Source organism: [Clostridium] scindens ATCC 35704 (assembly GCF_004295125.1).
In the GTDB taxonomy this organism is placed as follows: Bacteria; Bacillota; Clostridia; order Lachnospirales; family Lachnospiraceae; genus Clostridium_AP; species Clostridium_AP scindens.
Map to the genome: position 1 here is coordinate 3,118,963 of NZ_CP036170.1, position 12,369 is coordinate 3,131,331.

Below are 12,369 nucleotides of genomic sequence, written 5' to 3' on the forward strand. Positions count from 1 at the left end.
CACAGACAGCCTATTTCTTACGATTATTCTTTATCTCTGTTTCCAGCTGGACAATCTTCATCTGAAGATCCTTGTTCTCTTCCTTCAGCTTGTCCATCGCCTTTTCTGCATTCTCCAGCTTGATCTGAACAGATATCAATTCATGCTTCAGATCATACATCTCTTTATCCTTCGCTTCTATATCGCTTTCCAAAGTGCCGCCCTGCTTCTTTGCCTTGAAATAATCATCGGCGATATTCAGCGCAAGCAAGATGCTTCTTGTCTCCGCGCTCTGCTTCCTGTATCCTTCGCTGTTGCTGCACTCTTCAATCTTATGATTCAGATAAGTGGATACCTTCTGCAGGTAGTCTTCGCTTTCGAAGCCGCTGAGGGTGAACACCTTTCCCCCTATTAATACTTCTGTATAGTTTTTTGATGATGCCATTAGAAGCCTCCTCGAAATTTCATAATATCTGTAAACTATTATAAACTAAACTGATGTAAAAACCAACTACTTTTCTTCATTTTCATGTGAAATTCCAAGATGACGGTACGCGCTGTCTGTCACCACGCGGCCTCTCGGCGTCCGCTGGATGAATCCGTTCTTCAAAAGATAGGGCTCATACACATCCTCGATCGTCCCCGCATCCTCGCCGATTGCCGCAGCCAGCGTATCAAGTCCAACCGGGCCTCCCTGAAACTTTTCGATCATGATCAGAAGCAGGCCCCTGTCCGTCTGATCCAGCCCCTCCTTATCCACATCCAGGAGATCCAGGGCATAATTCGCCACCTCTTCTGTGATATATCCGTCATATTTTACCTGGGCAAAGTCCCGCACCCTCTTAAGAAGACGGTTGGCAAGCCTTGGCGTGCCTCTGGACCTTCTTGCCAGCGCATAAGCGCCCCGCTCATCTATTCCAACCTCCAGCACTCTGGCTGAGCGCAGGATGATGGTCTTTAATTCCCCTACCGTGTAGAACTCCATCCGGTTGACGACGCCGAAGCGGTCCCGAAGAGGCGCCGTCAGCATCCCTGCCCTGGTCGTTGCGCCCACCAGGGTAAACTTAGGCAGATCCAGCCGTATGGAGCGCGCGCTGGCCCCTTTGCCGATCATGATATCGATGGCATAGTCCTCCATCGCCGGATACAGCACTTCTTCCACTTGACGGTTTAAGCGGTGGATCTCGTCCACGAACAGGACGTCTCCCTCCTGCAGGTTATTGAGAATCGCCGCCATCTCTCCCGGCTTCTCGATTGCAGGGCCTGAAGTAATCTTGATATTCACGTTCATCTCATTTGCAATAATACCGGCCAGCGTCGTCTTTCCCAGGCCAGGCGGCCCGTAGAACAGTACATGGTCCAGCGCCTCGCCTCTTGCCTTGGCCGCTTCAATATAGATCTTAAGCGTCTCCTTTGCCTTCTCCTGGCCGATATAATCTTCCAGCATCTGCGGCCGCAGATGGTTCTCGATCTTGATGTCCTCTTCCAGGTTTTCTGTTGTAATAATTCGTCTGCTCATCTATCTCACCCCGCATTAAAACATCATCAGCTTCAACGCCTGCTTTAACACTTCTTCTACTTCCATATTCTCTGTTATGTCCACCTGCCTTACAGCCTTAAGGGCCTCCGTGCTTCCGTATCCCAGCGCTGCCAGAGCCTGGACGGCATTGCTTTGTACTTCTCCCTGGTAAGCAGCCGCGCCTTGCACCTCATTTTCGGAAGCCAGATGCTCCAATGCATCCTCAAGGCGCAGTTTGTCTCTGAGTTCCAATATCAATTTTTCTGCCGTCTTCTTCCCTATGCCTGGTGCCTGGCAGATTGCCTTGACGTCGTTGGACATAACCGCGAATCTTAGTTCGTCCGGGCTCAGTGCCGACAGCACGCCCAGGCCTCCCTTGGGGCCGATCCCGTTGACTCCGATCAGCAGTTTGAAGACTTCCAGGTCATCCTTCGTCAGAAATCCATACAGCTGCATGGCATCTTCCTTTATATTCAGATAGGTATGGATCTTTACCTCCTTGCCAATTGATGGAAGAAGGCCCATAGCCTGTCCTGACATGAACACCCCATAGCCGATTCCCCCTACATCGATCACTACTTTATCCTCTTCCAGCGCTTCCAGCGTCCCCTTAAGATAAGATATCATAACTCCTCCTATAATTGTATATTCACAAGCCTTTTCAGCATCTCGTTCGACACGATCCCAATGAGGAGCCCGGTAAGCATCCCCGCGATCAAAAGCACCGGGACATAATAGATGACGCTGAACGTCTCCACCACCAGCATGGCCACCGCCAGCTGCCCGATATTATGGAAGACTCCGCCCGCTATGCTGACTCCCATAATGCTGAATCCGCCTTTCTTCTTCATGAAGGCCATAATCGTCAGGCTCAGGATCCCTCCAGCTAGACTGTAGATGATGCTGAAATAATTGCCAAATATAAATCCCGCAAGCAAGACCCTGACTACCGACAGCAGATAAGCCTCCCTTAAGCTCATCTTGTAAAGGGCAATCACGATGATCAGATTTGCCAGCCCCAGCTTCACGCCGGGTATCCCAAAGTTAAAAGGGATCAAAGTCTCCACATAACTGAAGATCAGCGCCAGCGCCGTAAACACGCCGAAATATGCCACTTTGCTTCTCACCTGTGCTTCCTCCTTAGTTCGTCACGGCATCATACTTGCTGTTCTCGCTGCTTTCCACCTCGACAACCACCTTGTTGGGCAGGCAGATGATGCTCTCATGGTTCTTGGATACCGCTTTCTGATGCATACACAGTTTATCCGGGCAGTCGGCCTCGATCATCTTGGCCTTGCCGTTCTTTATCTGGAGGACGTTGCTGCCGTCATTAATCTTAATCTCCCTGTCCTCTGACAGGCTGTAAGTCCCTTCTATCTCGCCATTTACCTTGATCGTCACCTGGCTTGCGCCCTTGCCTCCGATAAATTCATGGGCCAAGAATGCCAGTCCTGCGACGCATATGATGATAATGACCAGAATCCAGTCTTTTTTCTTTAAATGAATCTTCATACTCTCCTACCTTCTTCATTTCTATACGCTCTATTCTAACACAACAAATCTTTTGCTTCAACCACATGTTCGATTGCATATCCTGTTTTTCATGTTATAATAACAGAGACTGAAATTATATAGAATAAGAGGTGCTTTATGAAATATAAAAGATTAACCGCATTGCTTTCGGCATCCATTCTTCTCTTATCCGGATGCTCAGGGCTTCCCAGAGAAAGGAGCCAGACCTATACGGACACTCTGTTCGATACCGTCATCAGCGTCCAGATCTTTGATTCCGTGGATGAAGACGTGCTGAAAGGCTGCGAGAAACTTTGCAAGAAGTATGATTCCATGTTCTCCAATAAGATTGAAGACAGCGAAATCTCCCGAATCAATTCTGCCGGCGGGAATCCCGTAGAAGTGTCGAAGGAGACGATCAAGCTGATTAAGAAGGGCATCTATTACAGCGAGATGTCGGACGGCGTTTTCGATATCACCATCGCCCCGGTATCCAACCTCTGGGACTTCAAGGCCGAGACTCCTTTAGTCCCTTCTCCGGAAGCCATCGCAGAGGCGGTAAGCCATGTGAATTATGAAAACATCATCATCCGGGATAATACGGTAAAACTCACCGACCCGCATGCGGGCATTGATCTGGGAGCTATCGCCAAAGGATATATTGCCGACAGGATCAAAGATTACCTGGAAGAGGAAGGCGTCAGGCACGCCATGATCAATCTGGGAGGAAATGTGCTGGCCATGGGCAGCAAGCTGGACGGATCCGATTATAACATCGGCATCCAGAAGCCCTTTGATGAGACCGGAGAGCCTATAACCTCCGTCAAGATCTCGGACAAATCCGTGGTTACTTCCGGCATATACCAGCGCTACTTTAAAGCGGACGGCAAGATCTACCACCATATCCTGGATCCCAATACCGGCTATCCCTGCGAGAACAACCTATACAGCGTGACCATCCTGACGGACTCGTCGCTGACGGCTGACGCGCTGAGCACTACCTGTTTTCTTCTCGGCTACGATAGAGGCATGAAGCTGATCAATCAGCTGGATAATGTAGATGCCGTATTTATCACGAACGACAATCAGATCCACTATTCAAAGAATTTTCAGAACAATCAGTAAAGACGTTAAAAATCCCCTCTGTTCAAACGAACCGAGGGGATTTGATTATTTAGTAGTAACCCACTGAACTGAAGGCGGCAACACCAAATATCACCATGAATATGATATAAATGACCATTACTACGCCTGTAATGATTAAGGAGGCGCGGCAATAGTTTCTACGGTTCACATTGCCGTTCTTGCCAAACGCCCATACAAAATAAAGCACGATGCCCGCGCAAGGTATGCACAAGGCAAGAATGGTAAGTACCCAGTCTCCCAGAGACATCGGGCTGGTATCCATGCCCGTGTCATAGGTCCTGTTATACCCTGTATTATTACCCACATTATAGTTGTAATTATCCTGATAGTTATAACCGCCCTGCTGGTAGTTATACTGCTGATTCTGATTCGCATTGCCGTAATATTGCTGGCCTGCGTTCGGGTCCGTATAGGACTGGCCTGCGTCAGTGCCTGCATTTGGATCGCTGTATGCGTCTTTTGGCATATCATTATTATCTGACGTGTTGTCAAAGTTGTTTTCCATTGTAATATCCTCCTTATTGCTATTCATTGATATTCTACCACGGCAGATTGCGAATTGCAATCTATTCATGCGTAAGGAGGCTTCGGGCTATGGACAGAAGATTTCGGGAATAGTAGCTCATCGGAGGTTCCCCCGGAAAATATAGGATCATTCTCCATAGATAGTAGACAATCATGCCTGCCATGATCCCTGCCAGCGCCAGTTTAAGAATCTTGCCCATTTTTCTTTGCAGAATATACCGGTTTACCGCAAAGACTGCCACGTACGCCGCCACCGCATAGATAAAAGGGTGGATGGAAAAAGCCCCTTTAAAATCCATCCTAAACAGGCAGAAGGCCGCCCGGGTCATGCCGCACGCAGGGCAGGGATATCCTGTCAGCAGCACGGATGGGCACGTACTGTATAAAAAGTTTTTCATGAACGCAAAATAGGCGATCATAAAAATAATCACCCATTTTGCCTGCTTGATATCGTTCCACAGCAATGCATACGCATCGCGCATTATTTGCTTTAGAGTACGTTTCATCCAATATACGCCTTTATATATGTCTTATAATATGATCTTCTTAGGACATTTCTGCGCGCACGCGCCGCAGTTCGTACATTTCTCAGGATCAATATGCGCAATATTGTCTACCACTTTGACCGCGTCAAACTCGCAGACCTTCTCGCACATCTTGCATCCGATGCATCCCACTGAGCATGCCTTCATGACATCCTTGCCCTTATCCTTGGAACTGCACTGTACCAGATGCTTCTGGTCGTACGGAACCAGTTCGATCAGATGCTTCGGACATACGGCGATACACTTGCCGCAGGCCTTGCACGCTTCTTTATCTACCACGGCAACGCCGTCTACCACATGAATCGCATCGAACGGACATGCCTTTACGCAGCTTCCTTCTCCAAGACATCCATAATTACAAGCCTTCGGTCCGCCGTCCTGCATCATGTTTGCCATAATACAGTCTCCCAGCCCGTGATACTCGTATTCCTGCTGTGCCTTGTCACAAGTACCCGCGCATTTAACGAATGCAACCTGGTGAACCTGTTCTCCTGCTTCCTGGCCCATAATCTCGCCAATCTTTGCAGCCACCGGAGCGCCTCCTACCGGACATCCGCCAATCTCTGCCTCGCCTTTGACGATCGCCGCAGCCAGTCCGGAGCATCCTGCGTAGCCGCAGCCGCCGCAGTTATTCCCTGGAAGAACGCCGAGGATTGCCTCTTCTCTTTCATCTACTTCTACTGCAAATTTCTTACCTGCAATTCCAAGGAACACACCAATGAATAATCCGGTGCCGCCTACGATTGCAGCAGCAATAATAATACCTGTTATACTCATAGCCTGCTCCCTCCTATATCAGTCCTGAGAATCCAAAGAACGCGATAGCCATAAGGCTTGCCGTGATCAGCACAATCGGGGTTCCCTGGAAAGACTCAGTCACATCGTTGTATTCCATCTTCTCGCGAAGACCTGCCAGGATAACGATCGCAAGCGCGAATCCGGCAGATGTTCCAATACCGTTGATTACGCCCTGGGCAATCGAATATTCCTTCTGTACATTTGTAAGCGCAACGCCGAGTACCGCGCAGTTGGTCGTGATCAAAGGCAGATACACGCCCAGCGCATTATATAAGGCCGGCATGGCTTTCTTTAAAAACATTTCTACAAACTGAACCAGCGCCGCAATAACCAGAATAAATACGATAGTCTGCAGATATTCGAAATGCAGCGGTATCAGTATAAACTTATAAATCAGTCCTGCAATAAAGGACGCGATCGTAATAACGAAGATAACTGCGCCACCCATGCCGGATGCAGTCTCAACCTTTTTGGAAACGCCAAGGAATGGACAGATACCCAGGAACTGGCTGAGTACGACGTTATTAACAAGAGCTGATCCTATTGCAATAATCAATAATTCTTTCATCTATGTACTCCTCCTACTCTTCGTTTCCTGTCGGGAAGACCTTCCCACTGCATGCGCCGTTGCTGCATGAAGCGCATCCTTCTGCACATGACGCTGCCTCTGTAACTTTCTTACCCTTCTTGGCCGCGTTATTCTTCACCTTGTTCTGAAGGGCTGTCAGTCCTGCAAGCACAAGGAAAGCGCCAGGCGCAAGGATAAAGATCGTAACCGGGACATAGCCGGCCTTGCCAGCCGCTTCGTCAGCCAGTGGAATCAGCTGGTATCCGAAGATCTTGCCGGATCCGATCAATTCACGCACGATACCGATCGCTGTAAGGCCTACCGTGAATCCAAGGCCCATGCCAATGCCGTCAAAGATGGACGGCAGAACCGGATTCTTGGAAGCGTAGCTCTCCGCACGTCCCAGGATAATACAGTTAACAACAATCAAAGGAATGTAGATTCCCAAAGCATCATAAAGGCTTGGAACAAAACCTTCCAGCAAGAATTGTACAATTGTTACGAATGATGCCACGACTACGATGAACGCCGGGATTCTCAGGGAATCCGGTATAATCTTGCGCAGCATGGCGATCAGCATATTAGATAATACTAATACGACTGTTGTAGAAAGACCCATACCCAGGCCATTGATAGCGGATGTTGTTACGGCAAGCGTAGGACACATGCCCAGCATCAGGACGAAGGTAGGATTCTCTTTTACTAAACCGTTATAAACTCTTTCGGTACATCTATTCATCTTAACTACCTCCTAAAACGCATTCTGGTAATAGCCTAAGGCAGCGTTTACCGCTCCGGTTACCGCTCTTGATGTGATCGTCGCTCCGCTCAACGCATCAATCGGCTCTCCGTCCCCGCCGTCTTTGGATACTACAAATTTTTCAGCCTGTTTTCCCTGGTACTGCTCATAGAAAGCCGGCTCCGTCGCTCTCATTCCAAGGCCTGCGGTCTCACTGATAGACAGAATGGAGATTCCGTTGATCGTGCCATCGGCTGTTATGCCGACCGTGATCTTGATGTCGCCGCCATAGCCTTCTTTATCTGTAGCGGTTACGACATAGCCTTCCTCTCCTACTGTGCAGACTTCATCAATGGTCGCCTTGACGCCCAGATCTTTGATTGCCTTGTCGGCAGCCTTCTGATCTACGTCAACAAGCTCGAAATCATTTACATCTGCATCCGGAAATACTTGCTGCCATGCTTCTTTCTTGGCAGCATCCTGTGCCTGAGCGATAGGCTCCTTCGTGATCTCATAGACCGCGCCCAGGCAGATTCCTGCAATTAAAGTAATTAAAGTCAGAATGACTGTATTCTTAATAATCTTATTCATTATTTCTCTCCTCCTTTACCAAATGGTTTTGGAAGAGTAACCCTTTCAATCAACGGTACAAAAAGGTTACTGATGATGATTGCGTAAGATACGCCTTCCGCAGAGCCGCCAAAGAGACGGAACAATCCTGTCAGAATACCCAGCAGAACTCCGTATACATACTGCCCTTTCTTCGTAATCGGCGATGTGACATAATCAGTAGCCATGAACCATGCGCCAAGCATCAGTCCGCCTCCGCACAGGTGAGCGGTAATGTACTGAGGATCGAAGAATCCCACGCCAGCCTTAGTGAAGTGGCCAAAAATGCCTACGAAGATCACGAATGTGACAATATAGGTTCCCGGAATCCGAAGATCGATGACTCCCATAAGGATCAGGAAGATTGCTCCGATAATAATAGCAATGACAGAAGTCTCGCCGATGGTTCCTGGAATCTTTCCTATCAGCATATTCATCGTATCAACGGTCTCGCCGTCTTTCAGAAGCGCTAATGGAGTCGGCCCGCTGACGCCGTCATAGATAAACTTCGTCATTGGTCCTGTAAATGAAATCAGCAGGAAGCATCTTGCTCCAAGAGCCGGGTTCATGAAGTTCTGTCCCAGTCCTCCGAAAAGCTGCTTTACGATCAGGATGCCGAATACGCTTCCTAATGCGCCCATCCACCATGGCGCGGATGCAGGCATATTAAGTCCCAGCAGCAAGCCGGTTACGACAGCACTGAAATCATTGATCGTAACCTTCTTATGCATTAATTTTTCATATATGTATTCAGTCAGAACTGCGGATATGGTCGTGCTAAGCAGCATGACAAGGGCCGGCAGTCCAAAGTTCCATACACCAAAGGCAGAAGCCGGCAGCAGTGCAATGGTTACCATAAGCATGATATTGCCTGTGGTAACTTTGGAACGTATGTGTGGTGAAGATGACACTTTCAATTTGTTTTCACTCACGTTTGTTCACCTCTTCCTCTTTTCTCTCTTATTTATTTTTTCTTCTTGCGGTTTGCCATCGCAATCTTTCTCATTGAGCCAATTGCTTGTTTCAACTGACGTTTTGCAGGACATACGAAACTGCAAGAACCACATTCCATACATTCCAGGCCTTCATGCGAAGTAAACGCCTCCTCATCGTGGTGTTCCGCGTAATCTGCAAGCCTTGACGGAATCAGCCTGCTCGGACAGGCATCTACGCAGCGTCCGCAGTTGATACATGCGGAAGGCTCGAACTGTGCCACTTCATCTTTGGTAAATCCAAGAATGGATGACGAAGTCTTTGTAACCGGCACATCCAGCGTAAACATGGCAAAGCCCATCATTGGTCCGCCTGAAATCAGTTTTTCCGGCTCAGTCTTGAATCCGCCTGCAGCCTCTACCAATTCTGCCTGGTTCATTCCGAACGGAACCCTGAAGTTGCCTGGCTCATTCACTGCATCGCCGCTGACGGTAACCACACGCTCCATAGACGGCTTTCCTTCTACTACTGCCTGATAGATGCTCACCATCGTCGCAACGTTGTCTACAACGCATCCTGCGTCTGCCGGAAGCATGGCTGAGTTAATTGCCCTGCCTGTAGTTGCATAGATGAGCTGACGCTCGCCGCCCTGCGGATACTTGGTTTTAAGCGCAAGTACTTCCATGCGCGGCTCGTCTTTCGTCAATTCTTTTAATTTTTCAATACAATCTGGTTTATTATCTTCTACGCCAAAAATGCCCTTCGCATTATCAAATAGCTTCAGGACAATCTTCATTCCGCCCACAAGCTTCTCGGGCGTTTCCATAATAGTTCTGTAGTCTGCCGTGATATACGGCTCGCATTCCGCGCAGTTTGCAATAATATAATCAATCTTCTCTGGTTCTTTTGGTGACAGTTTTACTCTTGTCGGGAAGCCTGCGCCACCCATGCCAACAACTCCGGCATTTCCGATGATATTAAGTATCTCTTCCTTGCTCATCTCATCCAGAGGTTTAACGGCAGGATACTCAACTTCCTCATATTCACCGTCATTCTCGATTACGATACTGTTAACGGTTCCTCCTGTCGGATTCAAATGTGGTGCGATCGCTTTCACTGTACCTGAAACCGATGCATAGATAGGTGCGGACACGAATCCTCCGGCTTCTGCTATCATCTGGCCCTTTAAGACACGTTCGCCAACAGCCACAACCGGGTTCGCCGGTGCACCGATGTGCTGGGAAACTGGATACACCAAATCCCCTTTGGGTTTTACTTCGACAATCGCCTTGTCTTTTGCCAGGCTTTTGCCGTCATCCGGGTGGATGCCACCCTTAAATGTTAACAATGCCATCCCTTTTTCCTTCCTTCCTTTTTACTCTTTATATACTATACATGAAAATGCCCAGTTTATCCAGTGGATATCGGGCAAATTTTTGTATATTTCCACGAACATCTTGTCGAATTTTTAACACATAAAAGATAGAGGCCACCGGGCCTCTATCTCCTATCTTCTATTATGTTCGACCTTTTGCCTATTCTGCTGAATCCTCTTCTGCAACTTCTTCCACGCTTTCTGTGCCCGGCTGTGCCTTCTCTTCATTCGCCGGCTCTAACGCTTTCATGCTCAGGCTGATTTTTTTCTCAGACTCGTTCAGATCTACGATCTTCGCCGTGATCACCTGGCCTACGGACAATACGTCTGATGGCTTATCTACATGAGCCTTGGAAATCTGAGAAACATGTAGCAGGGCGTCCACGCCTGGCGCTAACTCTACAAACGCGCCAAAGTCTGTCATCCTTGCTACCTTTCCTTCGATGACTTTGCCTACCGCGAAATCATCCGCAGCATTCGCCCACGGATTCGTCTCCGGGAACTTCAGGCTCAAAGCGATCTTCGTATCATTGATATCCTTGATCAGAACCTCTACCTTCTCGCCAACCTGGAATACCTTCTTTGGATTCTCAACGCGTCCCCAGGACATCTCAGAGATATGAAGCAGTCCGTCAACTCCGCCAAGATCAATAAACGCTCCGAAGTCTGTTACATTCTTAACAGTCCCTTCCATTCTGTCTCCAACCTGAAGCCTTGCAAATAACTCTTTCTGTTTCTCAGCGCGCTCAGCCACAAGAAGCTGTCTTCTATCGCCGATTACCCGGTTTCTTCTAGGGTTAAATTCGCTGATGACAAACTCAATCTCCTGATCCTGGTATTTGCTCAAATCCTTCTCATAAGTATCTGACACAAGGCTCGCAGGGATAAATACTCTTGCTTCATCAATCACTACGCTCAATCCGCCGCCAAGAATCTGCGCAACAGGCGCTTTGAGCACCTCGTGATTCTCATACGCCTCTTTCAGCCTCTCATTGCCTTTTTCAGCCGCAAGTCTCTTATACGTCAACAGCACCTGACCTTCGCCATCGTTAACTTTCAGGACTTTGGCAGTCATCTCATCGCCTACGGAAACCATTGTGGTCAAATCTGCATTGGCCTCATTGGTGTATTCGCTTCTTGTGATGATGCCATCTGCCTTGTACCCTATATTTAAGATGATTTCATCGGGCTTTACATCGATGACCGTACCATCTACGACCTCTCCATTCCTTATTGTCTTAAAAGACTCTTCTAACATTTGTTCAAAAGTTAATTCTGACATTATTTTGAACCTCCTCAATTATATTGTTGGGCGTGGATGCCCCTGCTGTAATACCTACTGTTTCCACGGACCTTAATTGATTCATATCAAAATCGTCAAGTGTCTGTATATAGTACGTATTCAAACATGCCTTTCCGCAAATTTCAAATAACTTCTGAGTATTTGAACTACGCTTATCTCCGATGACAATCATAGCATCTACTCTCTCTGCAATCTGACGGGCTTCTTGCTGCCTTTCTTTGGTCGCATTGCAAATCGTATTTAAAACAATTATATCATACTCTTTTTTTGTGATTATTTCAACTAATTCTTTGAATTTATTGTAATTAAATGTCGTCTGGGAAACTACGCATATCCTCCGGGCTGTATCCGGGGGCCGAAAATGCTGCGCCTCTTCTGCTGTCTGGATAACCGTCACGTCATCTCCTGCCCAGCCTTTGATGCCTTCCACCTCCGGGTGCTCGCTATTACCGATGATGACAATGTGCGATCCTTTCTGACTTTCTTCAGCCACGATATTATGGATTTTCTTTACGAAGGGGCAGGTAGCATCCACGCAGTCTAAACCCTTCTCTTCCAGTTTGTCGTATATGGCCTTGGGGACTCCGTGGGAGCGGATGATCACGACTCCTTCTTCGAGTTTTTCCAGCTCTTCTTCCGAATTGATGACTTCCACGCCTTGGCGTCTCAGATCCTTGATTACCTCTTCATTATGGATGATCGGTCCATAGGTGTATATCTTCTCGCCCTGATGGTGTTTCACCTGTTCATATACCGTCTCAACTGCCCGCCTTACGCCGAAGCAGAATCCTGCGGTCTTTGCCAACTCAATCTTCATC

Annotated in this window: 16 protein-coding genes; 1 reads left to right on the forward strand and 15 read right to left on the reverse strand. The window is 48.0% G+C overall.

Annotation, left to right across the window (positions count from 1 at the left end; all coding sequences use genetic code 11):
• Nucleotides 1–10: 10 nt before the first annotated feature.
• The 5 genes from zapA to HDCHBGLK_RS16070 all read right to left on the reverse strand — a co-directional run bounded on the left by zapA (nt 11) and on the right by HDCHBGLK_RS16070 (nt 3,010).
• Nucleotides 11–424, reverse strand: a complete 414-nt coding sequence (zapA, locus tag HDCHBGLK_RS16050; protein ID WP_004606737.1) for a cell division protein ZapA — start codon at nt 422–424, stop codon at nt 11–13.
• Between the two features lie 66 nt (nt 425–490).
• Nucleotides 491–1,498 carry a Holliday junction branch migration DNA helicase RuvB gene (gene ruvB / locus HDCHBGLK_RS16055; protein WP_004606736.1) on the reverse strand — a complete coding sequence of 336 codons (1,008 nt, stop codon included), beginning with the start codon at nt 1,496–1,498 and terminating at the stop codon, nt 491–493.
• Nucleotides 1,499–1,513: 15 nt separating this feature from the next.
• Complete coding sequence (ruvA, locus tag HDCHBGLK_RS16060) at nt 1,514–2,125, reverse strand: Holliday junction branch migration protein RuvA (protein ID WP_004606735.1); 612 nt, start codon at nt 2,123–2,125, stop codon at nt 1,514–1,516.
• An 8-nt stretch (nt 2,126–2,133) separates the two neighbouring features.
• Nucleotides 2,134–2,625, reverse strand: coding sequence for a Gx transporter family protein (locus HDCHBGLK_RS16065; protein WP_039909660.1), 492 nt, complete (start codon nt 2,623–2,625; stop codon nt 2,134–2,136).
• A 13-nt stretch (nt 2,626–2,638) separates the two neighbouring features.
• Nucleotides 2,639–3,010, reverse strand: a complete 372-nt coding sequence (locus HDCHBGLK_RS16070; RefSeq protein WP_004606733.1) for a NusG domain II-containing protein — start codon at nt 3,008–3,010, stop codon at nt 2,639–2,641.
• A 138-nt stretch (nt 3,011–3,148) separates the two neighbouring features.
• On the opposite strand from HDCHBGLK_RS16070, the gene HDCHBGLK_RS16075 reads away from it, so the two are divergent.
• A complete protein-coding gene (locus HDCHBGLK_RS16075) occupies nt 3,149–4,135 on the forward strand; it encodes an FAD:protein FMN transferase (protein WP_004606731.1) in 987 nt (328 codons plus the stop codon).
• Nucleotides 4,136–4,184: 49 nt separating this feature from the next.
• Here the strand turns inward: HDCHBGLK_RS16075 and HDCHBGLK_RS16080 are convergent, their stop codons facing one another.
• The 10 genes from HDCHBGLK_RS16080 to ispH all read right to left on the reverse strand — a co-directional run bounded on the left by HDCHBGLK_RS16080 (nt 4,185) and on the right by ispH (nt 12,368).
• On the reverse strand, nt 4,185–4,661 hold the full coding sequence (locus HDCHBGLK_RS16080) for a hypothetical protein (protein ID WP_009249284.1): 477 nt from the start codon (nt 4,659–4,661) through the stop codon (nt 4,185–4,187).
• 61 nt (nt 4,662–4,722) lie between these two features.
• Nucleotides 4,723–5,187, reverse strand: a complete 465-nt coding sequence (locus HDCHBGLK_RS16085) for a DUF2752 domain-containing protein (protein ID WP_004606729.1) — start codon at nt 5,185–5,187, stop codon at nt 4,723–4,725.
• Between the two features lie 24 nt (nt 5,188–5,211).
• Nucleotides 5,212–6,003 (reverse strand): RnfABCDGE type electron transport complex subunit B, encoded by a 792-nt coding sequence (locus HDCHBGLK_RS16090; RefSeq protein WP_004606728.1) that lies wholly within the window; start codon nt 6,001–6,003, stop codon nt 5,212–5,214.
• 13 nt (nt 6,004–6,016) lie between these two features.
• Complete coding sequence (gene rsxA / locus HDCHBGLK_RS16095) at nt 6,017–6,592, reverse strand: electron transport complex subunit RsxA (protein ID WP_004606727.1); 576 nt, start codon at nt 6,590–6,592, stop codon at nt 6,017–6,019.
• Between the two features lie 13 nt (nt 6,593–6,605).
• The gene (rsxE, locus tag HDCHBGLK_RS16100; RefSeq protein WP_004606726.1) at nt 6,606–7,331 is read right to left on the reverse strand and encodes an electron transport complex subunit RsxE; all 726 of its coding nucleotides are present in this window, start codon (nt 7,329–7,331) and stop codon (nt 6,606–6,608) included.
• A 12-nt stretch (nt 7,332–7,343) separates the two neighbouring features.
• On the reverse strand, nt 7,344–7,922 hold the full coding sequence (locus tag HDCHBGLK_RS16105) for an RnfABCDGE type electron transport complex subunit G (RefSeq protein WP_004606725.1): 579 nt from the start codon (nt 7,920–7,922) through the stop codon (nt 7,344–7,346).
• Nucleotides 7,922–8,803, reverse strand: coding sequence for an RnfABCDGE type electron transport complex subunit D (locus HDCHBGLK_RS16110; protein WP_004606724.1), 882 nt, complete (start codon nt 8,801–8,803; stop codon nt 7,922–7,924). Before HDCHBGLK_RS16110 ends, HDCHBGLK_RS16105 begins: the two co-directional genes overlap by 1 nt.
• Before the next feature lie 101 nt (nt 8,804–8,904).
• Nucleotides 8,905–10,227, reverse strand: coding sequence for an electron transport complex subunit RsxC (rsxC, locus tag HDCHBGLK_RS16115; RefSeq protein WP_004606723.1), 1,323 nt, complete (start codon nt 10,225–10,227; stop codon nt 8,905–8,907).
• 181 nt (nt 10,228–10,408) lie between these two features.
• Nucleotides 10,409–11,530, reverse strand: coding sequence for a 30S ribosomal protein S1 (rpsA, locus tag HDCHBGLK_RS16120; protein ID WP_004606722.1), 1,122 nt, complete (start codon nt 11,528–11,530; stop codon nt 10,409–10,411).
• A complete protein-coding gene (gene ispH / locus HDCHBGLK_RS16125) occupies nt 11,511–12,368 on the reverse strand; it encodes a 4-hydroxy-3-methylbut-2-enyl diphosphate reductase (RefSeq protein ID WP_004606721.1) in 858 nt (285 codons plus the stop codon). The genes rpsA and ispH overlap by 20 nt, the downstream gene beginning before the upstream one ends.
• Between the last annotated feature and the right edge of the window lies 1 nt (nt 12,369).

Coding starts and splice junctions, on each gene's coding strand:
- rsxA (WP_004606727.1), bottom strand. CDS start 6,592: ATGAAAGAATTATTGATTATTGCAATAGGATCAGCTCTTGTTAATAAC.
- HDCHBGLK_RS16070 (WP_004606733.1), bottom strand. CDS start 3,010: ATGAAGATTCATTTAAAGAAAAAAGACTGGATTCTGGTCATTATCATC.
- rsxC (WP_004606723.1), bottom strand. CDS start 10,227: ATGGCATTGTTAACATTTAAGGGTGGCATCCACCCGGATGACGGCAAA.
- HDCHBGLK_RS16085 (WP_004606729.1), bottom strand. CDS start 5,187: ATGAAACGTACTCTAAAGCAAATAATGCGCGATGCGTATGCATTGCTG.
- HDCHBGLK_RS16080 (WP_009249284.1), bottom strand. CDS start 4,661: ATGGAAAACAACTTTGACAACACGTCAGATAATAATGATATGCCAAAA.
- ruvB (WP_004606736.1), bottom strand. CDS start 1,498: ATGAGCAGACGAATTATTACAACAGAAAACCTGGAAGAGGACATCAAG.
- HDCHBGLK_RS16110 (WP_004606724.1), bottom strand. CDS start 8,803: ATGCTTATGGTAACCATTGCACTGCTGCCGGCTTCTGCCTTTGGTGTA.
- ispH (WP_004606721.1), bottom strand. CDS start 12,368: ATGAAGATTGAGTTGGCAAAGACCGCAGGATTCTGCTTCGGCGTAAGG.
- zapA (WP_004606737.1), bottom strand. CDS start 424: ATGGCATCATCAAAAAACTATACAGAAGTATTAATAGGGGGAAAGGTG.
- HDCHBGLK_RS16090 (WP_004606728.1), bottom strand. CDS start 6,003: ATGAGTATAACAGGTATTATTATTGCTGCTGCAATCGTAGGCGGCACC.
- HDCHBGLK_RS16105 (WP_004606725.1), bottom strand. CDS start 7,922: ATGAATAAGATTATTAAGAATACAGTCATTCTGACTTTAATTACTTTA.
- rsxE (WP_004606726.1), bottom strand. CDS start 7,331: ATGAATAGATGTACCGAAAGAGTTTATAACGGTTTAGTAAAAGAGAAT.
- HDCHBGLK_RS16075 (WP_004606731.1), top strand. CDS start 3,149: ATGAAATATAAAAGATTAACCGCATTGCTTTCGGCATCCATTCTTCTC.
- rpsA (WP_004606722.1), bottom strand. CDS start 11,530: ATGTCAGAATTAACTTTTGAACAAATGTTAGAAGAGTCTTTTAAGACA.
- ruvA (WP_004606735.1), bottom strand. CDS start 2,125: ATGATATCTTATCTTAAGGGGACGCTGGAAGCGCTGGAAGAGGATAAA.